The sequence below is a fragment of the Paenibacillus sp. GYB006 genome, assembly GCF_036577645.1.
GTDB lineage: Bacteria > Bacillota > Bacilli > Paenibacillales > Paenibacillaceae > Paenibacillus.
This window is the reverse complement of the sequence record NZ_JARBDA010000010.1, coordinates 88,855-110,145: the sequence shown is the minus strand read 5'-3', so window position 1 is coordinate 110,145 and position 21,291 is coordinate 88,855. Positions and strand designations below refer to the sequence as shown.

General features: G+C 44.4%; 21 protein-coding genes and 1 riboswitch. Of the genes, 10 read left to right on the top strand and 11 right to left on the bottom strand.

All coding sequences use genetic code 11. The annotated features are described in order from the left end of the window. The first annotated feature begins 128 nt into the window (after positions 1-128). A complete protein-coding gene (locus tag PV403_RS19045) occupies positions 129-1,157 on the top strand; it encodes a LacI family DNA-binding transcriptional regulator (RefSeq protein WP_213533044.1) in 1,029 nt (342 codons plus the stop codon). Positions 1,158-1,250: 93 nt separating this feature from the next. Here the strand turns inward: PV403_RS19045 and PV403_RS19040 are convergent, their stop codons facing one another. Further along, entirely contained in the window at positions 1,251-1,454 is a 204-nt protein-coding gene (locus PV403_RS19040) for a helix-turn-helix domain-containing protein (protein ID WP_249717289.1), read from the bottom strand. Continuing rightward, positions 1,451-1,789 carry an RNA polymerase sigma factor gene (locus PV403_RS19035; RefSeq protein WP_213533048.1) on the bottom strand — a complete coding sequence of 113 codons (339 nt, stop codon included), beginning with the start codon at positions 1,787-1,789 and terminating at the stop codon, positions 1,451-1,453. The genes PV403_RS19040 and PV403_RS19035 overlap by 4 nt, the downstream gene beginning before the upstream one ends. 345 nt (positions 1,790-2,134) lie before the next feature. Between PV403_RS19035 and PV403_RS19030 the strand changes: the two genes are divergently transcribed. Next, positions 2,135-3,220, top strand: a complete 1,086-nt coding sequence (locus PV403_RS19030; protein WP_306433089.1) for a hypothetical protein — start codon at positions 2,135-2,137, stop codon at positions 3,218-3,220. Positions 3,221-3,389: 169 nt separating this feature from the next. Here PV403_RS19030 and PV403_RS19025 read toward each other — a convergent pair whose 3' ends face one another. From PV403_RS19025 to PV403_RS19010, 4 genes are all read right to left on the bottom strand, one after another. Beyond that, positions 3,390-5,654: a bifunctional 2',3'-cyclic-nucleotide 2'-phosphodiesterase/3'-nucleotidase gene (locus PV403_RS19025; RefSeq protein ID WP_213533050.1), complete on the bottom strand. Its 2,265-nt coding sequence runs from the start codon at positions 5,652-5,654 to the stop codon at positions 3,390-3,392. Between the two features lie 211 nt (positions 5,655-5,865). Beyond that, on the bottom strand, positions 5,866-6,282 hold the full coding sequence (locus PV403_RS19020) for a pyridoxamine 5'-phosphate oxidase family protein (RefSeq protein ID WP_213533052.1): 417 nt from the start codon (positions 6,280-6,282) through the stop codon (positions 5,866-5,868). A 93-nt stretch (positions 6,283-6,375) separates the two neighbouring features. Beyond that, positions 6,376-7,668, bottom strand: coding sequence for a serine--tRNA ligase (gene serS, locus PV403_RS19015; RefSeq protein ID WP_213533054.1), 1,293 nt, complete (start codon positions 7,666-7,668; stop codon positions 6,376-6,378). A 316-nt stretch (positions 7,669-7,984) separates the two neighbouring features. Further along, positions 7,985-8,446 (bottom strand): hypothetical protein, encoded by a 462-nt coding sequence (locus tag PV403_RS19010; protein ID WP_213533056.1) that lies wholly within the window; start codon positions 8,444-8,446, stop codon positions 7,985-7,987. A 216-nt stretch (positions 8,447-8,662) separates the two neighbouring features. Then, positions 8,663-8,781: riboswitch (TPP riboswitch) on the top strand. 159 nt (positions 8,782-8,940) lie between these two features. Here PV403_RS19010 and PV403_RS19005 point away from each other — a divergent pair. From PV403_RS19005 to PV403_RS18985, 5 genes are all read left to right on the top strand, one after another. Continuing rightward, the gene (locus PV403_RS19005) at positions 8,941-9,948 is read left to right on the top strand and encodes an ABC transporter substrate-binding protein (RefSeq protein ID WP_213533223.1); all 1,008 of its coding nucleotides are present in this window, start codon (positions 8,941-8,943) and stop codon (positions 9,946-9,948) included. A 43-nt stretch (positions 9,949-9,991) separates the two neighbouring features. Next, positions 9,992-10,285: a thiamine-binding protein gene (locus PV403_RS19000; RefSeq protein WP_213533058.1), complete on the top strand. Its 294-nt coding sequence runs from the start codon at positions 9,992-9,994 to the stop codon at positions 10,283-10,285. Continuing rightward, a complete protein-coding gene (locus PV403_RS18995; RefSeq protein WP_213533060.1) occupies positions 10,282-11,043 on the top strand; it encodes an ABC transporter permease in 762 nt (253 codons plus the stop codon). The genes PV403_RS19000 and PV403_RS18995 overlap by 4 nt, the downstream gene beginning before the upstream one ends. Before the next feature lie 63 nt (positions 11,044-11,106). Beyond that, positions 11,107-11,904: an ABC transporter ATP-binding protein gene (locus PV403_RS18990; protein ID WP_213533062.1), complete on the top strand. Its 798-nt coding sequence runs from the start codon at positions 11,107-11,109 to the stop codon at positions 11,902-11,904. A 24-nt stretch (positions 11,905-11,928) separates the two neighbouring features. Next, entirely contained in the window at positions 11,929-12,741 is an 813-nt protein-coding gene (locus PV403_RS18985) for a TatD family hydrolase (RefSeq protein ID WP_213533064.1), read from the top strand. A 100-nt stretch (positions 12,742-12,841) separates the two neighbouring features. Here the strand turns inward: PV403_RS18985 and nfsA are convergent, their stop codons facing one another. After that, the gene (gene nfsA / locus PV403_RS18980) at positions 12,842-13,585 is read right to left on the bottom strand and encodes an oxygen-insensitive NADPH nitroreductase (RefSeq protein WP_213533066.1); all 744 of its coding nucleotides are present in this window, start codon (positions 13,583-13,585) and stop codon (positions 12,842-12,844) included. Positions 13,586-13,601: 16 nt separating this feature from the next. Further along, positions 13,602-13,979 (bottom strand): hypothetical protein, encoded by a 378-nt coding sequence (locus PV403_RS18975; RefSeq protein ID WP_213533068.1) that lies wholly within the window; start codon positions 13,977-13,979, stop codon positions 13,602-13,604. Between the two features lie 254 nt (positions 13,980-14,233). Here PV403_RS18975 and PV403_RS18970 point away from each other — a divergent pair, with 254 nt between their 5' ends. Beyond that, positions 14,234-14,809, top strand: coding sequence for an RNA polymerase sigma factor (locus PV403_RS18970; RefSeq protein WP_249717291.1), 576 nt, complete (start codon positions 14,234-14,236; stop codon positions 14,807-14,809). After that, positions 14,806-15,615, top strand: a complete 810-nt coding sequence (locus tag PV403_RS18965) for a hypothetical protein (RefSeq protein WP_332085645.1) — start codon at positions 14,806-14,808, stop codon at positions 15,613-15,615. The genes PV403_RS18970 and PV403_RS18965 overlap by 4 nt, the downstream gene beginning before the upstream one ends. Positions 15,616-15,639: 24 nt before the next feature. Here the strand turns inward: PV403_RS18965 and PV403_RS18960 are convergent, their stop codons facing one another. Continuing rightward, positions 15,640-16,668, bottom strand: a complete 1,029-nt coding sequence (locus PV403_RS18960; RefSeq protein ID WP_225229255.1) for a YeiH family protein — start codon at positions 16,666-16,668, stop codon at positions 15,640-15,642. Positions 16,669-16,867: 199 nt separating this feature from the next. On the opposite strand from PV403_RS18960, the gene PV403_RS18955 reads away from it, so the two are divergent. Beyond that, positions 16,868-17,755, top strand: coding sequence for a LysR family transcriptional regulator (locus tag PV403_RS18955; RefSeq protein ID WP_332085644.1), 888 nt, complete (start codon positions 16,868-16,870; stop codon positions 17,753-17,755). A gap of 27 nt (positions 17,756-17,782) precedes the next feature. On the opposite strand, the gene PV403_RS18950 is transcribed toward PV403_RS18955, so the two are convergent. Both PV403_RS18950 and PV403_RS18945 read right to left on the bottom strand, forming a co-directional pair. Continuing rightward, positions 17,783-18,523 carry a uracil-DNA glycosylase family protein gene (locus PV403_RS18950; protein WP_332085643.1) on the bottom strand — a complete coding sequence of 247 codons (741 nt, stop codon included), beginning with the start codon at positions 18,521-18,523 and terminating at the stop codon, positions 17,783-17,785. Between the two features lie 182 nt (positions 18,524-18,705). After that, a complete protein-coding gene (locus tag PV403_RS18945; RefSeq protein WP_332085642.1) occupies positions 18,706-21,144 on the bottom strand; it encodes a heavy metal translocating P-type ATPase in 2,439 nt (812 codons plus the stop codon). Positions 21,145-21,291: the final 147 nt, after the last annotated feature.

Below are 21,291 nucleotides of genomic sequence, written 5' to 3'. Positions count from 1 at the left end.
ATTTAGTTTTCTGTTAAAACCATGCCATAATGGCTATAAACTCAAAAAAATCTCCATTTACAAACAGGTAAATAATGGATTAACATATCGATACAACGCAAACGGTTTCATTAAGGGAGTGAAAGTAAGTGGCGGTAACGATCAAAGACGTAGCAAAACTGGCGGGTGTATCTCCTTCCACTGTATCCCGTGTACTTTCCGGCCACCCTCGTATCAGTCAGAAAACAGCTAGTAAAGTACGCGATATTATGCAGGAACTAGGCTACCATCCGAATATTATGGCAAAAAGTCTTGTATCCAAAACAACCAAGAGTATTGGGGTGATCTTGCCCAAACCGGCAGAAGAGCTATTCCTCAATACCTTTTTTATGGAACTCATCCGTGGAATTGTCACCCAGGCGAATCGATCAGGGTATGATATTGTCATCAGTTCAGGTGCGAATGAACAGGAAGAAGTCGAAGCTGTCCAAAGGCTGGTATATGGCGGGCGTGTAGATGGAGCGATCTTGCTCTATTCCAGGCAAAATGACCCTGTTGTCGAATTTTTGTATCAAGAGAATTTTCCTTTTGTACTGGTTGGAAGAACGGAACAATATCCCGATCTTCTATCTGTCGATACGGATAATATACAAGCAGCCTATGATGCTACGCGTCATCTGATTTCGTTCGGGCATGAACGGATCGGTTTTGTGAGCGGTCCAAAAAACTTAATGGTATCGAAAGACCGATTAAACGGCTATCATCTAGCCATGAAAGAAGCAGGCCTAGCGGTTAAAGCAGATTGGATTGTGGAAGATGATTTCTTGCAGGAGAGCGGATACCGAGCCATGTCATTCTTTATGAATTTACCCGAACGCCCCACCGCGCTTGTTGTCATTGATGATGTAGTCAGCTTTGGAGTTCTTCGCGGTCTGAACGAGCTTGGATTCAAGGTCCCTTCTGATCTATGTATTGTCAGCTTTAATAACAATCCCTTGTCAGAATTGTATAGCCCACCGCTAAGCAGTGTAGATATTGGTATCTATCATTTAGGATATGTTGCTTCACAAGCACTCATTCAGGCCATACAAGATGAGGATAAGTCCTTGTTCAGTAAACGTCATATCATTCCTCATCGGCTAATGGTGAGAGAATCGTCCATGCACCATCTCTCTTAAGCGGACAGTATAATTTCTTTTCTACTAATCACCTATTCATAAAAAAACAGCACAGTACCCGCGGTCTTCATAGACAGCGGGTACCTTCGTTTTCTACTCTTCCTCATCTGACGACCCCTTCTGATCGAGCACTTTGTTCTTAATCAGTGTGATAAATTCAAGCTTCATACTCTGCAGCGCATCTTCTTCAGGCATGGGAATATATTTGCTTAGCAGCCGCATATCAGATTCAAACATATCGAGCAGCTTTTCCATTGCGGCCGTATCCCCTTGCTGCACATCATAAACAAGTCTCAAGAACTCATTCTCTCCGATAGACTCTGGATTGTTTTTCTTCTCCATTTGTTCACCGCCTGCTGACTAATATTCAGTTCTTTTGCAATCTCTGCCTCACTTTGATCTTCCAAATAAAATAAACGAATGACTTTTTGTCCCGTAACCGAGGGAATCAGTCCGAGAATATACTCAATGAACAGTTTTGATTCGATCTCTTGCTCAGGAGATAAATTCGAGATTAATAGCAGCTCTGTTTTGAGTGGAAGCTCTCTTTGACGTTCGGCACGGACACGATACTGAAGACGCCACGCAATTCGTTTGAGTTCTTTTTGATAATAGTGGACGGAACTACTCATAACTAACACCTCTTTTTTTCTAATTATAGGAACATTTGTTCCCTCTTTGTTGCTATTATAATCGCTCCACCTTTTTCTTCCAAGTCCTAAATTAAAAAGTAGTTATTCCTGCTCTTTCTTCTCTAGGTCTTTCGTCCTTCATACCATTGCTGATTCACCAATCCGGTCTCAGAGGTAGAGTTAGATAAAGAAAACCGCCAGCACGGTAGAGATGTCACCATCTAAGGAAAAATGAGAGAAGAAAAAAAGTTAAAAAAGTTTTATAGAACAGGTTGTATTTTCAACGTCCCAAACTCCTATATTAGTGAACAACAAAAAACGAGAGAAGAAAGAGGAGGAATAAATATGAGCTGCAAACAAGAAAATTTGGCTGTTGAAACACTGGTGGTACCGGGGAACATTAATATTGATATTGCCTCCGCAAAAGCGGGCGACGAGCGCAGATTAATGCTTAGTGATAATCCAGAGACACTGACACAAGAGATTTTGACAGAGCCGTTTTCGACACTATGGCATGATGTGGTGGTGACTTCCAAACGATCGATGAAACACCGCATCTTTGGATGGCACTACAATCGTACAGGTGCTCCCGTGCGAATTGGAGTTACGATTGAAAACAAAGATGAGGAGCAGATCGAGGTTCGTCATATCGAAAGAGATCTGAAGCTAAGTCCCTCCACAGGACACTGGATTATTGATGTCGGTCAATGTCTTGCGAAGTCATGTGTAGGCGGTACTCTCGATCGAATTAAACCCGTAGACCCTTATAAATTTGGCAAAAGAGTTTCTCTTATTGAGGAATTTATCGTGGAAGATGACGTGCTTGCAGGATTTATATACGAATTCACTGTGGAACACGCGAGCGGCAAGGGCGGCCAGAATTACGAGATTCGAACCGTCGTCTCGAAAGTAGAAGATAAGAATCTTCGCGAGATTACCTCCGCCCCTATCCCTCCTCGGCCTGCACCTCAAGCCCACCCTCGCGGCAGTTGGACCTTCTCTGAGACGGATGCAACCACCCCTGTATATCGTGTTGGACAAAGTGCTAACTATCGCACCTGTGCCGGTACCAAACTCACGGGAGAACCTCCTGCCGACCTGCTTTTCACTGCAGACAGCAGCACGCTTCCAGCATCCATGACGAATCGTGGACAATTCGGAGCTGTCTATCAAGTAAATATCCCGATTCTAAATGAATCTAGCCAAGAGGCTGTCGTTCGTATTCGGGTGAATCCTCGCGGAGGCGCTTTTGCTGGGGCAGCACTCATTGATGGTAAAACCTACGGTATTCCCCTTCTTCGCAATAACACACAGGCAAGTCCCATTGCAGACGTCACTGTTCCTCCAGGTGCAAGCTCCTATTCCTTCAAATACATGACGGCGGGCAGCGCAAGTACACCGCTTGGCATTTATGTAACGACTCTGACGTAAAACGACTTATTAACTAAGAACTTCTATGTTCATCATCTTTCTTACCTGTGTAGAATGCTAGACTTCCCCGTTATCCGCCACTATCAAAAAAAGCCTTGCCCCGCCGAATCACTCGGACAAGGGGCAAGGCTTTAATCAACTCTAACAGCTGATCAAAATAAGTCATTCATTAGGATGCTGGAATGATCAATTTTTGACCTACTTGCAGCGTATATACATTGCTAATCTTGTTTGCTTTTACAATCGCATTCCAATCTACTCCATACTTTAAGCCAATACGGTACAGGTTATCCCCTTTTTTCACCACATGTACTTTGTCTTTGCTTGCTTCCGGTTTGGACGGCTTCTCCGGCTTAGACGGTTGTACTGGGGTCGATGGTTTCTCCGGTGTTGGTGTCGGCGTTGGCGTAGGAGTCGGTGTTGGAGTCGGTGTTGGTCCCGGTGCAGCCGTTGCATCGCTTGCCAGATTCAATGCATATTTACCGAATCCATCTTTTCCTTCACCAAGATACGTCATCACTTTACTCAGCTCTGGATCTGATTCCACTAATTTTTTCGCTTCTGTCGCTGTATTAAAAATAACTTCCGGATTTCCGCTTACTGCTGCGAATGACCAGTTTCCATCCGCAGATGGATTAATCGTTTTGTTCTCCGTAATATAATCGATGATGACTTGGCGGCTCTCATCGGGTGCAGCGAGGACAATTCGTTTTCCATCTGGATTCGCAAGTTTGGAAGATCCCGCACGGTAGTTATTGGTTGCTACGATAAATTTCTTCTGCAAGTCGATCGCTTTCCCTTCAAATTGAAGGTTCTTGATGCGGCTCGCTGCAGCATTGACTATATTTCCTTTTGCATCATATTTACTCGGCTGGGTTACATCAATTTCGTAGGTTACACCGTCAATAACGTCAAAGTTATACGTCGGAAAATCAAGATTAACCAGCTCTTGTTCTCCTGTCTTACTCGGATCGATCTGATTGAACTGTCCTGCGGACCATTCGAGCCATTCTTTAATCTCTGCTCCGTTTACTTCAACAGCATGTAGTGTATTCGGGTACACATAGAGATCTGCTACATTCTTAATTGCAATCGTTCCTGTAGGGATATCCGTGTAGTAGTCAGCACCCATACGGCCGCCTGCTTTAAAAGGAGCACCTGCAGACAATACCGGAGTACCTTCGTATTTAGTGCCTTTCAGTTTGTTCTCGATATACCATTTCTGTGCATTCGTTACAATCTGAATGGAAGGATCATCTTGGACAAGTGCAAAATAGCTCGTTATCGGCGCCGTTGTCGTTCCTACCGGCCCACGCACATAATCCACTGTCGCTTTATGCTCGTCCGCTATGGCGGCTACGATCTCTTTGTCGGCTTCGACGATTGCTTTTTTATTCGCTGCATCATAAATTGGGCTCGATACCGATTTTGAATCTACCACTTTCCATTTTCCATTTGCCTGCTCCAGTTGTAAATCAATAACTCCAAGGTTATCTCCCCAAGCGCCAGGTTCTACAGCGGCAACACCATTAATCGTCCCTTTTTCAAGATTCACTCCCTTTTGATCTGCAAATGCACTTCCAGGGAAAACCTTGTGAGCATGTCCGAACAGAATGGCATCAATACCATCCACTTCACTCAGCGGAAGAACCGCATTCTCTGCCATATCCGCCGGCGGATTCTGGTCGTAACCGGTATGAGCAAGGGCAACGATAAGATCTGCCCCTTTTTCCTTCATTTCAGGAACAAACTTCGCCGCCGTTTTTACAATATCTTTGGCAATGACTTTACCAGTAAGGGAAGAACTGTCCCACTGCATAATCTGCGGAGTAACGAGTCCAATCACGCCCACTTTCAGTGTATGTTCCTTACCGGATTCATCTTTTACTTTCTTCTCAATCATTTCATAGGGTTTAAAATAGTTCACGTCGTTGCTTTCATCCTTATCGCCATCATCTTTATAAATATTGGCGTTCACATAAGGAAAATCAGCGCCTTTCAGCGTTTGATTCAAGAAATCAAGACCATAGTTGAACTCATGGTTCCCAAGCGTTGCTGCATCATAATCCAGCAGATTCATTGCTTTATATACAGGGTGGACTTCAGCACCCTTCAGCGGCTTTACTTTAGCCACATAATCCCCGAGCGGATTCCCTTGAATAAGGTCACCATTATCAAACAAAAGACTATTGGTTGCTTCCTTACGAGCCTGTTTAATGAGGGTAGCGGTTCTTGCCAGACCATACGTTTCAATTTCCTGATCACTGTAGTAATCATAATCCAGCAGATTCACGTGAATATCCGTTGTCTCCAGAATACGAAGTTTCACTTTGGCTGCATCGGCAGCAGAGACAGGTTGTCCTGGAATGGCGAATAATTGAAACAGTAAAGCTGCGGTCGTCAGACCTGCTAATAATGGTTTACGTGATCTCAAAAGAACCCCTCCAAATTTTCATCCCAATAATACTGGAAATAATATACTTCTGACAGATATTCTAAACCATTTATTACTGGTATAAAAGTGTAATTTTAACTAAAATAACAACCTTGAGGGAGGCTTTTTATACAAAAAAAGAAAGAAGAACGATCTATGTCGATCGCCCTTCTTTCTCTTCTGACATCAGGCTGTAAAGGTCATGTGATATTTATGCTTCCCATACCTGTTTTTCTTGCCCTTGTCCTGTATATTCAATCCGGTTTGGGGTGATATCCAGAATGACGTAGTTCGGATCTTCCGGACCGCTGAACCATTTGCTGAACTCGTCATTCCACAGTTTTTTGCGAAGACCGCCGTCCTTTGTTACACTTGCGGTTCCTTCAATCTCAAGTATATCTTTGGTACCGCCGGCTTCGTAACCCATCAGTAGGCTAACATTCGGGTTATCCTCCAGCTCCTCCACCTTATGAGTGCAGCGGTTTGTTGCCATATGAATGTTCAGGCCATCATTGAAAACAGCCATGTATCTCAGTTTTGGTTTTCCTCCCTCTACGGTTGCCAAGGAACCAAAATGATTATTTTCTATGCCCGCTATGATTGCACGTTCAAGATCTGTTTTATTCATTGTATTTGTCTCCTTTCAAGAGCGAAGTTTGTAATTATAGTAAAAATAATCTGTTACTATAGTGTACCCGTCTCTCGAAAGTTGAACCTTATTTTACCCTTGCACTGCCGTACAGGTAATGATGTCTCTGCCCCCCATATAAGGCCGAAGTGCCTTAGGAATATAGATGCTTCCATCCTCCAGCAGATGATTCTCAAGCAGTGGAATTAGAATTCTTGGCGAGGCTGCTGCTGTATTGTTAAGCGTATGCACATATTTTAATTGTCCATCCTGATCCCGGTAGCGAATGTTCGAACGACGCGCCTGAAAGTCATGTAAATTCGACGAAGAATGGGTCTCTCCATAAGCTTGCCTGCTTGGCATCCAAGTCTCAATATCATATTGTTTGTACGTTTTCTGCGACATGTCTCCCGTACATACAGCCATGACTCGGTATGGCAGCTCTAGCGCCTCTAGCAACTGTTCGGCATAACTTGTAATCTCCTGGTGAACTCTCTCCGACACATCGTCATTTGCTTCTGTTAGAACAACCATCTCTACTTTAGCAAACTGATGGACACGGTATAGTCCTCTGACGTCCCGTCCTGCCGACCCCACCTCGCTGCGGAAGCTCGTCGATACAGCAGCAAGGCGAATCGGCTCCGTTACATCAACCACTTCCCCGGCATAATACGAGATCAGCGGAACTTCCGAAGTGCCGACGAGGAACTTATCCTCTTCTTCCAGCGCATAGGTCTGATCACGCCCGGTAGGAAAGAAACCGGTGTTTACAAGAGCTTCCTCCCGCACCATAATCGGTACATCCATCGGTATAAATCCGTGTTTCATTACGATATCCAGCGCCAGCTGCTGAACAGCCCGGTGCAATAGTACGCCGTCTCCTTTTAAATAATAACTTCTCGAACCGCCGACTTTCACTCCGCGAGGAACATCAAACAGATCATGAAGTTCCCCTAGCTGGATATGATCCTTGATGGTAAATTCCCTTTCCCTTACTTCACCTACTTGCCGCACGAGTACATTATCTTCATCCGACTTACCAATCGGGGTGTCCTCCGAGACGATATTTGGAACGAGCATCATCTGTCTTTCATATTCCTTCTCCGTCTCAGACAATTCCTTGTCTATTTGTTCAATACTGCCGCCCAGTTCTCGAATCTCCGCCTTCAGCTGCTCTGCTTCTTCCTTTCGTCCTTCTTTCATAAGCTGACCGACTTTTTGCGATCCTTTATTTCGCTGCCCGCGCAGTTTCTCTACTTTAGTAATAAGCTCTCTTCTTTTATCATCCGTGTCTATAAGCTCTTTTACCGATAGACTCATATTCTTCAGCCTTGCAACTTCTTCTACCTCATCTGCATGCTCTCGTATCCAGTTTATATCCAGCATACCGCTCACATCCCTGTCGTTATTTTTTATAAAAAAAAGACAAAGAGCGCCCTCATCCCTTGGGACGAGGAGCGCTCTATATGCTCGCGGTGCCACCCAATTTATTGAAATGAATACGGATCCGTGCACATTTCAATCACTTTGGTTCCGCGATAACGGGCGGTGCCGATTAACTTAGGGAATGTCCATATTCCCTTAACGAAAATACCTCCGAGTTGGAATCTCTTCACTGGCATTATAACCGATTTTTAGTTGGCATAATTATAATGTAGCTTTCCCCCATTCGCAACCTTTTTATTCAAGCTATGTGAACGAATTAATTAAGTGCACTTGCAGATATCTTATAGTTACTGTTTGTACCATCTATACTTATCATCGACACAGTATAAATACCACTTCTCAGAGTATGTTCATCTTCTAGGGAAGAAATTGTTTCAAGGTAGGATTTGCCTGCTGCCACTTTTCCGGACCTAATAATACGCTTATCTCCGTCAGTTAAAGTCCAATCAAAAGCAGCTCCTTTTGTATTTTCAACGTAAAATCTTAAATCGTATCCTTGAACATAAGTAAATGTAGTCTTACGTTCACCATTAGAAAATGTGCCTGTCTCATCTGTTAATAGAGTTAGCGGAGCTATTGAACCTTCATCAAATTCAACATCTGATGAGTCAGATCGTTCAACAAGTTGTTCTACAGACTCTGAGAATAATGGTAGTGTAGACCCTGAAAGTAAGATAAGAGAAAGTGCAACTGCAATAAACACTTTTTTATCAATCACGTAAACAGCTCCCATGTTATATTTGAATAAACGAACGAAATTTAAACATCCTATAAATACATATTATAACAAAAATTACATTTTTGGAATTTTTGTTTTCTCTATCCTATTAGCCCATCTTAACTTTGTAGACGTTACCTCCCCTACTCTGTCTTATCATCTGGACATGCCTGTGATATAGGACTATAATACATGGTTGTAACAACTTAACTTTATAATGTACTCAAGGGGTGCTGGTGAAGCCGGCTGAGATAGTATCCGTGAAATACGTGCAGATACGTACCCTGTAACCTGATCTGGATAATGCCAGCGTAGGAATGGAGAAATATATTTTTGGGCTTACTATTTCATGAAGAAGTATACCCATTCCCTTACGTACACAGAGCATCCCGATTCGGGATGCTTTTTTTATGATGAAAAGGTAGCTTTCAGGTGCATTCTAAAGACATCTAAGATATCTAAAGGAGAGGGAAACATTGCAGAAAAAGTTAGGCATGTTCTTGCTGCTTGCTATGCTCACCATCGTTACCGCCTGTGGTAATTCCGGAAATGGCAGCTCAGGAGAGCAAAGCGGGGCAGGAGAAAATACAGAGGGTGAATCACTCCGCGATATTAAGGTGGTACTAGATTGGACCCCAAACACGAATCATACCGGTCTTTATGCGGCGGTAGATCAAGGATTTTACAAAGAAGAAGGATTGAATGTTGAGATTATTCAGCCTGGACAAGCGGGTGCAGATACTATGGTCGCTTCTGGTGAAGTACCCTTTGGAGTAAGTTACCAGGAAGGTGTCACTCAGGCTCGTACCCAAGGGGTACCTATTGTGTCCATCGCGGCAGTGATTCAGCATAATACGTCTGGTTTCGCTGCTCCTACTGATCGGAACATCAAGTCACCTAAAGATTTTGAAGGTAAAACTTACGGCGGCTGGGGCTCCCCGATCGATTCTGCCGTTCTTGATACGATTATGAGTCTCGAAGGCGGCGATGTAGATAAGGTGTCTAATGTGAACATGGGCGATGCCGATTTCTTTACAGCGATCAAGCGTGACATTGATTTTGCATGGATCTTCTATGGCTGGACCGGAATTGAAGCTGAGCTGCGCGGTGAGGCTATCGATATGTTCTATGTCAAAGATTACTCTGAGAAGCTCGACTACTACACACCGGTTCTGATCTCGAATGAAAAGACGATTAACGAAGACCCAGAACTCGTAAAAGCGTTTATGCGTGCAACTACGAAAGGTTATGAGTATGCGATTGAACATCCGGAAGAGGCTGCTGGTATCCTAAGTGCAGCTGTACCCGATCTTGATAAAGAACTAGTGCTTGCCAGTCAGAAATGGCTGAGTCCAAAATATCAGGATGATGCTTCTCGCTGGGGCGAGCAAAAAGCAGAAGTATGGCAAAACTACTCTGACTGGATGGTAGAGCATGGACTTCTCGATCAGCCGCTGGAAGTAGAAAAAGCATACACAAATGAATTTTTACCAACTGAATAATTTGGTTAATTCTATTAATGAAGGAAAGAGAAGGTGATTTATCATGGCAAAGACACTACTCAGCATTCAGGTCATACCGAAAACACCGAATGGAGAAGATTCCATTCCTTATGTAGACAAAGCCATTGAAGTTATTCAGCAGTCCGGACTTACATATCAGGTCAATCCGCTCGAAACCACACTCGAAGGAGAACTTCCTGAGCTGCTAGAGGTAGTCCGTCAAATGCATGAAGTACTGATTGAAGCAGGCAGTCCGAGTGTAATCTCTCAGATTAAGATCGCTCATTATCCTAGCGGAATCAGTATGGAAGGTCTTACGGAGAAATATCGCCCATGAGTTCTTGGTGGAAAAGCGTATGGCCGCCTCTTACGGCAGTCATCCTCTTCTTAGCGGTGTGGCAAATTGCCGTGCCGCTTTTTCATATTGAGAAGTGGATTCTGCCAAGCCCTGCTGATATTACGAAAGAAGCGCTTGCTCAGGCTGCAAGTCTCACCGAGCATACTTGGGCTACGGTGCAGCTGACTTTGCTTGGATTCTTCATTGGTACAGTTGTCGGACTTCTTACGGCGATGCTGCTCCATCTTGTCCCATTTTTGAAGTCGGCCTTATATCCGCTGCTTATTCTCAGTCAAAATATTCCGACGATCGCTCTGGCTCCTCTGCTCATGATCTGGTTTGGTTTTGGGCTGCTTCCCAAAATCATTGTCATTACGCTGGTGTGCTTCTTCCCTGTTGCTGTGTCCACCATGGATGGACTGACACAGACCGATCGGGGAATGATGAACTACATGCGAATGGCCGGAGCGAGTAAAGCGCAAATTTTCAGGAAATTAGAAGTTCCGCATGCGCTCCCTTCCGTCTTTTCCGGCGTAAAAATTGCCGCTACCTACAGTGTAATGGGTGCTGTCATTGCGGAATGGATTGGAACCGATCGCGGTATCGGTTACTATATGATGCTACAAAAATCTGCCTACCGCACTGACCGGGTTTTTGTCGCTATGGCAATCATCGTCCTGTTAAGTCTGCTCCTATTTGCATTGATCGCTCTGCTGGAAAAGATACTTGTCCGCTGGCGAGGAGCAAATACGAAATAATATTTCTGCAGCAGTTTCAGCAATTGAACAATTCATTCCGGAATGGAAAGGAGATAACTGCATATGAATGTACCCGCTCTAGAAGTCAGAGAGATCGCTCTCTCCTTCCGAGAGAAGAAGAAAAATCTCCAGGTCCTTAACGATATTTCACTTACGGTTCAGAAGGGAGAATTCGTCTCTATTGTCGGTCCTTCCGGCAGCGGGAAGAGCTCTTTATTTCAAATTATTGGCGGTCTTCTTGCTCCCGGGGCAGGAAGTATCCATATGAATGGAGAAGTGGTAACAGGAGAACGAGGGCATATCAGCTATATGCCCCAGCAACCGGCGCTTTTTCCTTGGCGTACAATCATAGATAATATCAAGCTTTCTAGTGAGGTCGCTCCTCGAAAGCATGCTGCTAAGAGCGGGAAACTTAGCGAAGATGAGATCCTCCACTGGATTAGACAAGCAGGCCTCGAAGGTTTCGAACATGCCTATCCCCATATGCTCTCTGGCGGGATGCAGCAGAGGGCCGCTTTTGTACGCGCGCTGCTAAGTCCTCAGGAGCTCATGCTGCTGGATGAACCGTTTAGTGCGCTCGATGCGCTCACTAGAAGCGAGATGCAGGAATGGCTGCTCGGTATATGGGAACAGTACCGCCGATCGGTGCTTTTTATTACTCATAATATTGAAGAAGCCTTATTGCTATCCGATCGAATCTATGTATTTTCCAGCCGGCCTGCCACCGTTCTCCATGAGATTCAGGTTCCTTTTGCAAGACCAAGACAAGAACAAATTACCGAGAGCCCTGACTTTCTTGCATTAAAAAGACAGATGTCAGGCTGGTTACGTGCGGAAAAAGAACGAAGCCGCCCGTTGTAATCTAGACAAGGAGGTGAAGAACACTTGCAGCAAACCGAAGATTTTGGATGTCCGGTTATTGATGCACATATTCACCTCGATCAGTATGAGGATGATATACAGCCGCTGCGGTTGTCTCTTGCTCCAAATGGAGTAAAATCAGTAATTGCGGTATCTACTCAGCTCGCCTCTTGCCAGAAAATAGAGAGAGCTGCTGCCGCTGCGCCTGACTTAATCTATCCTGCCTATGGATATCATCCAGAGCAATCCATTCCAAGTACAGAACAGCTGAATGAACTGCTGGACTGGATGGAGAATCACACGGATTCCATGATCGCTGTTGGGGAGGTTGGACTACCCTACTATTCACGGATGGAAGCGGAAAAGGCAGGACAGCCTTTTGATATGGACCCTTATATCTCCATGCTGGAGCAGTTTATTATCTTTGCCAAGAAGCATAACAAACCAATTATTCTCCACGCCGTTTATGAGGATGCCGATCTTGCCTGTGATTTGCTGGAGAAGCATCAAGTAAAGAAAGCCCATTTCCACTGGTTTAAAGGGTCCGATGATACGATCCACAGAATGGCTGAGAATGGGTATTATATTTCTTTTACACCCGATCTTGTGTATGAAAAAGAAATTCAGGATCTAGCAAGCAAATATCCGCATGATCAAATCATGGCAGAGACCGATGGTCCATGGCCTTTTGAGGGGCCTTTTGCTGCTCATAAAACCCATCCCCGGATGGTAAAAGACGTGATTCGTGCCTGGTGTGATGTCACTGGGGTTAAGCTTGAAATCGCGGCAGAACTGTTTTATAAGAATACGAAACAGTTTTACAACCTATATTCATAGTTTACGTACGCTAATACTCGCTCTACATACGTGGAGAGCCCCTCGCACTTCAATGCGAGGGGCTCTCCTTTTTTATTTGTATAACAAATGAAATAAGGTACTAGCGTTTCATAAACCCTTTACCATCAAGGAATGATTTTAACTGAAGACGAGCAGGCTCCGTCAGTCGTTTCGTCATCATCTCAGACCAGGTAGCAGACTGCTTCCCATTAGAACGTTCACGCATATAAGCCGATAAGGTCTCATCATACTCTTTTACCCCAGCCATAGACTGCTCTTTATTATAGCCGTTTCTATGCAAAACAGCTTTCAACGGAAGACGCGGACGAAGCACAGGATCCTGATCCGGTACCCCGAGGCACATACCAAACACAGGGTACACGAGCTCAGGTAGTCCTAGTAGTTCAGAGAGTTCTTCAATGTTATTGCGGACTCCGCCAATGTATACAACACCAAGTCCCAGAGATTCTGCAGCAACAGCAGCATTCTGAGCGGCGAGCGCTACATCAATGGTGGACACCACAAAATTCTCCATGGTATTTTCGTAGGTTTCTACCCCTGCAGCCTGTATTTCAGCCGTTTCACGAAGTCTGTACATATCTGCACACCACACGAGGAAAACAGGGCACTCATTTATATAAGCTTGGTTCCCCGCAAGACTCGAAACCTTATCTTTTAGCTCGGAATCGGTAACGGCAATTACACTGTAGGCTTGTACATTACTTGAAGAAGAGGCCATTTGCCCTGCCGCTATGATTGTTTCTAGCTGTTCCTCTGTCACAGGTTCATTTTTGTATTTGCGAATCGACTTGTGATTCATTAATAGATTGATTGTGTCGTTCATTTCTCCTTCACCCCTTCTATTTAACCTTCAGATAATCTTCAATGTCCTGCGGAACCTCATAGTATGTGCCATCAAGCCCACTCAGTACATGACCGTCCCCAATATATACAAGATCTACTTTTGGAAAATGCATAAGAACCGCTTCTTTTGCAGTCGCAGGGTTAATTCCTTGTGCTTCCTCAGGCACTTCGATTGACTTGCCTTGATTCAAGATCGCAATCATAGCCGATAATTCTTGCTCATCCGTGATGGTCCTAGATGCTTCTTCTTGGCGAATCAGCACTTCACTGCTCCCTGTCAAGCTATCCGCATATGGCGGTAATTCTTCCTTCTGCGAACAAGCAGAAAGAATCAGGATCAATAACATGCCTAACATAAGGCCGTATTTCTTCATGATGTCTTTTCTCCTTCCTAGATAGTGATCATTACAGAGATGTACTAAGTACATTACCCATATATGATCATGTTCTATCTTTGGTCTATTTTCTAACCTCTCTTTACAGGCAACAGACATTATTTATAAAATCATTTCTGCTCCATTCTTTTATTTTAGCACGAAATGATATAAGTGTTGTGATGAGGAACATCTCTGCATCTAGGAACTTATTTCGACATTATGTAGTCTATAGAGTAGTGAGGTGAGCAGGCTTGGATTACAGCGATCTTAAACATGCAGTTACGCTGGATAACGATACTTTATATCAAATCATGGACGACTTTGGTAATGACGTATGGAATTATGCTTTTTTTCTGACCGGAAGCCGGGACCATGCCGATGATATTTCGCAAGAGGTTTTTATTAAGGCCTATCAAGGAATTCACACCTACCGGGGTGAAGCTTCACTCAAAACATGGCTGATCACCATCACACGAAATACAGTTCATTCCTACCGAAGATCTCGTTTCTTTCGTCAGAGCCTCGGCAGTAAACTTTTCTCGATAGATGATGAAAAAACAGCGGAAAGCAGTGCTTTATCGTCACATAGCCGAATAGCCCCTTCTGCCGAATCGATCGTCATGGAACAGCACTATGAGGATTCGATATGGGAGATTATTATGAGCTTGTCTGTCAAATCGCGGGAAGTACTCATTCTTGCTTTAAAATATGAAATGAAAATTCATGAGATCGCTAAGATCCTCCACATATCAGAAGGTACAGTGAAATCACGTCTTTCCAGAGCAAAGGAAAAAGTACAAAAAGAACTAGGGAGGCGGGCAGAATGACAAAACATCATGAAGAGTGGGAAAAACGGGTTAAAGAGGATCCTTTTGCAGATCAACCTTTCACGGAAGAGCATAAGCGGCAAGTCATTCAGGCGGTGCAGCGCATTTCTCAAACACCGGCTCCCAAGAAAAAAAACGTTTGGCTAAAACGCATCCTGCCGAGTGTCGCTGTATGCACCACTCTTATAGCCGCAGTATGGTGGTTTCTGCCCGGTACGGAACTTACACCCAGCCAGCCAGAAATGATTAGTATGAGCGAAGCTGGCCCATCTGCCGAGTCCACAGCAGAATCAACGGATAGCGAGTCTTACGCCATGACTCAGAAGGAAACGAATAGAAACGCTAAACAACATGCGGAGATAGCGGATTCGTCATCTAAAGAGGAGCAATCCAAATTGAGATTTTCGGACCAGGAACTATGGTTACAAGATTTGATTAAAGAAGCGGATCTGATTGCGGAGCTGAAAATAACAAATCCAAATCGGGATGGACTTGGTCTGCAAGGTAATGTAGAGAAAATCATGATCTCGCACGTAAATGAGGTGCCAAGTGCACTAAAAGTTAACCTAAGTGAGACAGTAAATCTGACTGATCTTTCCCTTGAGGCAGAAGATAGAGTGGTGCTTTTTTTGAAGAAAACAGAAAAATTAGATACGTATCATCTAGCAGGAGAAACCCAGAATGTATACGTGGTTTCAGCAGATAATCTTGTGTCTTCCATCGGATCTACACCGAATTCTTCAGCCATGGAAGAAATCCCTTATGATGAATTTATAGAGAATATAAAAGCCCTTGAGGATCAATGATCCTAAGGGCTTTTGTCTTTTACCTTATGCAAGTCCGAATAAATGTACGAGTGCAAAACCAAGAAGGGATAACAGAATCGAACCGATACCGCCTGCAATAAACGAAGGCAGTCCTTTTTTTCTAAAGGTAGAAAACTGAACACCGAGTCCAAGACCGGCCATCGCCATACCAATCAAAAGATAAGAAATCGTAATGATACCAGAAACCATGGCAGGTGGGATAATACCCAGTGTGTTTATACCGCTCATAACCAAGAAACCAACAATGAACCAAGGAATAGGGATATCACGAACACTCATTTTTGCGCTGCCGCCATGTTCAATGCGCTCCTTACGAGCACTCCACATCCCAATCACGATAGCAATCGGAACAAGCATAGCAACGCGGGACAATTTAACGATAACCGCCAGATCGACTGCACTTTGTCCGCCCGGATCTGCTGCTGCAATGACATGGGCGATTTCGTGAAGCGTTGCACCAGAGAAGATGCCGTATCCAGATGCAGTTAATCCAAGTACAGGGTACAATAGCGTATAGAGTAAAGTGAAAATGGTGCCAAGGATTGCGACCGTTGCCGCGCTTATGGCTGTATCTTCATCACTTGCCTTTAACTGTGGAGAGATCGCCACCACGGCAGCTGCTCCGCAGATGGCCGTTCCGCAAGCCGTTAGAATACCCAGCTTCTGATCCACTTTGAAGACTCTCGTCAGTACATAGACCACCACGATAGCAAAAATAATATTGATAATGGCAATGGCCAGTACTTTCGGTCCCGCTTCAATTACGTCTGCCAAGTTAAGTCTTACTCCCAGCAGAATAATCCCGTACCTGAGCAGTTTTTTACTGGAAAATGATATGCCGCCTGAGGCGTTCTCAGGAATAGGGAAGAATGCCCTGTAGATCATCCCCAGCAAGATCGCAAGTACAAGCTGGCCCATAATACTTAAAAAAGGAAGCATTGCTAAAAATCTTGCGACAAGCGCGATAGCAAGTGTAATACCAATCCCTAGGAAGAAGCCTTGTTTATTCGGCCCTCTTTGGGGTGCAGCCATAGATTTGCTCATTTTCAAACACTCCTTGTTTAACCTAGATGACTTCTGCGTGTTCTCATGTCTTTACTATAGATGATCGTGTTTCCCGAGTGAAATACCGATATGCTATGCCAATCATTACAAATACTTATGATTGAAATAACGAACGATCGACTTCTCTCATGTCTCATAGCAAAACAATTATCAAAGGAGAATAATGATGATTACAGATACTTTACGGGTATTCGTTACTGTTGCAGAGCTGCGTCACTTCTCTAAAGCAGCCGAATCGCTTAACCTATCTCAGCCTGGAGTCAGTCTTCACATCCGTAATTTGGAGAATGAGATGGGAGCTAAGCTGCTTCATCGTTCTTCGAAACAGGTCCGCTTAACAGAAGCAGGAGAAATTCTGTATAAGCACGCAAAACAAATGATGCACCTGTATGATGGAGCAAAACAGTCCATCCGGCTTCTTCAACACGAAGTCACTGGTCAGATTCGGCTAGGTGCCAGCTTTACGATTGGTGAGTATATTCTTCCCGGCATGATTGCGGATTATGCGAAACAATATCCACATGTCAATATTGAAGTAACGATTCGAAATACAGAAGAAATTATGCGAGGAATTCGCGAAGGTATTTTGGATATTGGCCTGGTAGAAGGAAAAGTGAGTGCTGCGGAATGGACCGCCGTTACCCCTTTTATGAAAGATCAAATGATTCTGATCGCCCCTTCCGATCATTCGCTGGCAAAAGAACGAGTCATTGAATCTGAGCAGCTTCAAGACCAAATATGGGTGCTGCGGGAATCCGGTTCAGGGACACGGGCTTTCAGCGATCAGTTCATTGCGGAGCAGGGGCTTCGTGTTAAACAGACTTATTCCTTTTGCAGCAGCCAGGGCGTGAAAGAAGCAGTTGTCTCCGGTCTTGGAATTGCTTTGTTGTCAGAATGGATTGTACAAAAAGAAATCAAGTACAGGGAAGTAGCTCAAATCCATTTAAAAGAGCACCAGATGGAAAGAAAATTCAGTATGGTCCAATCCGCTGGTTTAGAAACCACACTTGCTCATCGGATGTTTATTCAGCACTTGCTCACTTACGTATCGTAGGTCTGGATAAACTGTATGGGAGGTACTTTACTTGATTTGAAGATAACGAAGCGTTCGTCTCATTTCAGGCTTTGCGGTTTCGAACTGCTTGTGTCGATGCCCATTTGCACCCGAAGGATGAGGAAATCCCCATAAATAATTGCCGGCTTGGATTTTGTTCTGATGAACCAGCTGACGCAGCACCTTCTCAACTGATTTCCCTAGCGGAATAATAAGGGACCCTTCCAGCATGCTTATCTCTTGTGGAAAGGATTCAGCTGCTTTTTTATACAAAAATTCATTGTTCGTTAATGATGGTAAATGTCCGTTGTAGTTCTGTTTATCGACAAATACCGGGTATCGCAGTAAGGACGTTGTATGTAAAAGAGTAGTATTAACGTCAAATAAGTCACTTGCTTTTTCGATATCAAAATAATGGGGTAACTCCAATTCTTCAAGCATGCTGATGATATTTGTACGCATCGATCCAGCGAACCGGGCAGCTATTTTCGCTGCCTTACATGCTTCTTCATCTGTCTCTCCTCTATGGAAAGCCTGTACAGCCGCTTGATAAGCCCGTTCCATCTGTGTCCAGCCTGGCGTAATGCCTACGATCACAATCTTCGCGTGCTGATTAATGTACTCATTATGGGGAGCATAATACATTTCCAGTTGCCCTTCCCTCGCCATTAACAAATCTTCAATTAATAAATCTTGTTTTGAGTACTGATCCTTGATCGGAAGCGATCGGATAAAAGATAGATAGGATTTGGATTGTGCTGATAACATATGATCTCCTCCGTTCTTTCTTGTTGAAACTTCTTATTTCAACCATTCTATAACAAAAAAAAGATATCCTGCACTCGCTCAAAAAGCCAGCCAGGATATCTTTTTTCTACATCCTAAGAATCTCACTGTTCCATCATCATTAAGCCTCTACCTCGGTACTCAGTTATAGCTTTTCCACTGGCTTATAGCTTCACTCGCTGTAACCGCAGTGCATTTAGTACAACCGATACCGAACTTAGTGCCATTGCCGCTCCCGCAAGCCATGGAGCAAGCAGTCCAATCGCGGCAATAGGAATGCCGATGACGTTATAACCGAGAGCCCAGAACAGATTTTGTTTGATATTCCCCATCGTACGACGACTCATCATAATTGCATCAGGGATGCTGTTCAGATCACCGCGCATCAGCGTAACATCCGCTGCTTCCATCGCTACATCAGTTCCTGTTCCCATCGCCATACCTGTATCTGCCGTAACAAGGGCAGGTGCATCATTGATGCCGTCACCCGCCATCGCTACTTTTTTACCCGTCTGCTGAAGTTTTTTTACTTCTTCGGCTTTGCCTTCCGGAAGTACTTCAGCCAGTACATGATCAATACCCGCTTCCTTAGCAACCGCTTCTGCAGTCCGCTTGTTATCACCTGTCATCATAACCACTTCAATACCCATTTCTTTTAGACGCTGCACAGCAGCACGGGAAGTTGGTTTAATCGTATCAGCGACAGCAATGGTTCCTGCCCATTTACCATCGATAGATACCAGCATTGCTGTTTTTCCTTTTTCCTCTAGTTGCTGCATACCTTGGTCTGCCATCTTACTATCAACTTGATGCTGTTCTAATAATCGGCGTGTCCCGATAAGCAACTCTTTACCATTAACCTTAGCTTTTACCCCGTATCCAGGAATATTCTCAAAATGCTCCGCTTCCGGAAAACGAATACCTCTAGCCCCAATTCCCTGCACGATGGCCTGTGCTAGCGGATGTTCCGAAGCGTTCTCGGCAGCGGCAACAAGAGATAGCAGTTCCTCTTCCGCTAGATCATCGCGAGTAATAACATCTGTTAATTGCGGTTTTCCTTCCGTTACCGTTCCTGTTTTGTCGAGCACAACAATCTCTATTTCTTGTGCATGCTCTAGATGTTCTCCACCTTTAAACAAAATCCCATATTCAGCCGCTCTGCCTGAACCGGCCATAATAGAAGTTGGCGTTGCCAGACCAAGCGCACACGGACAAGCAATAACGAGTACGGCAATGGCTTTTTCGAGAGCATTTGCAAATTGCCCTTGTTCAACGAAGAAGAACCAAACCGCAAAGGTTAGCACCGCTATCCCCACAACAATCGGTACAAAAATACCGGAAATAAGGTCAGCAATCCGTTGAATTGGTGCCTTTGAGCCTTGCGCTTCTTCCACTACTTTAATAATTTGGGCAAGGGCTGTATCGGACCCGACTTTTGTTGCCCGAACAGTGAGAGCACCGTTTTTGTTAATGGTAGCCCCAGATACATTGTCCCCTGGTTTCTTATCAACTGGAAGACTCTCCCCGCTGAGCATCGATTCATCTACAGAAGAGGAACCTTTCTCAACGACTCCATCAACTGGGAACTTCTCCCCGGGTTTAACGATAAATAAATCGCCCGTAACCACCTCTGATGCTGGAATCGTCTTCTCTTCTCCGTCACGTATGACAAGTGCTGTTCTTGGCGCTAGTTCCATCAAACTGCGGATGGCCTGAGATGAACGGCCTTTTGCAACACTCTCGAACCATTTTCCGACGAGAACGAGCGTAATGAGGATTGCACTTGTCTCATAGTACAGCTCAGCACCATGATGTCCGCCCTCTATTGTCCACACAATGCTCAAATAAAGGCTGTAGAAGTACGCTGCCGAGGTTCCGAGAGCGACAAGAACGTCCATGTTTGCACTCTTGTTGCGAAGAGCACCATAGGCACCTCTATAAAATTGCCACCCAATCACAAACTGGATTGGCGTTGCAAGAATCCACTGGAACCAAGGATTCATGAACAGATCAGGTACATATATCCATGAGGTGAACGAGAAATGACCTACCATGGCCCACAATAATGGGATGGATAGAATTGCGGAAATGATCCACTTCCATTTTTTACGCTCCAGCTCTTTCTGACGAAGATCTGCTATATCTTCCTTCGCTTGCTGCGGAAGAGCGCCATAGCCTAGCTGCTCCACCTTTTTGACAAAATCAGAAGAGCTTGCTGTACCGGAAGCATATTCAATATGGGCTGTTTCCAGCGCTAAATTGACGTTCGCCTTTGTAACCCCAGGCATTCGGCTAAGGCCTTTTTCAATCCGAGTGGCACAGGCGGCACAGGTCATTCCCGTGATGTTTAGATCCACACTCTCGACAGCAGTTCCGTATCCTAGGGAATCGATTTTATTCTTCAGATCATTTACACCAACTGCCGCTGGGTCATATGTAACTGATGCCTGCTCCAGCGCCAGATTCACATTCGCTTCCTTAACCCCTTCCATGCGCGATAACCCTTTCTCGATTCGGGTCGCACAAGCAGCACAAGTCATCCCTGTTATATTCAGTTTTGTTTTTTTGTTATTTATACTATTCTCTTGCGTTAGTTCATTCATTACATTTCATCTCCTTTATACCCCCGAGGGGTATATACATGAGGTAAAAAAAGCAGCCTATGTCTGACTGCTCTCTACATAATAATAAAAATAGAGCAGAAACGATCAACGTTAGATACCTGAGCGTTCCTTTACTATGTTCATTTT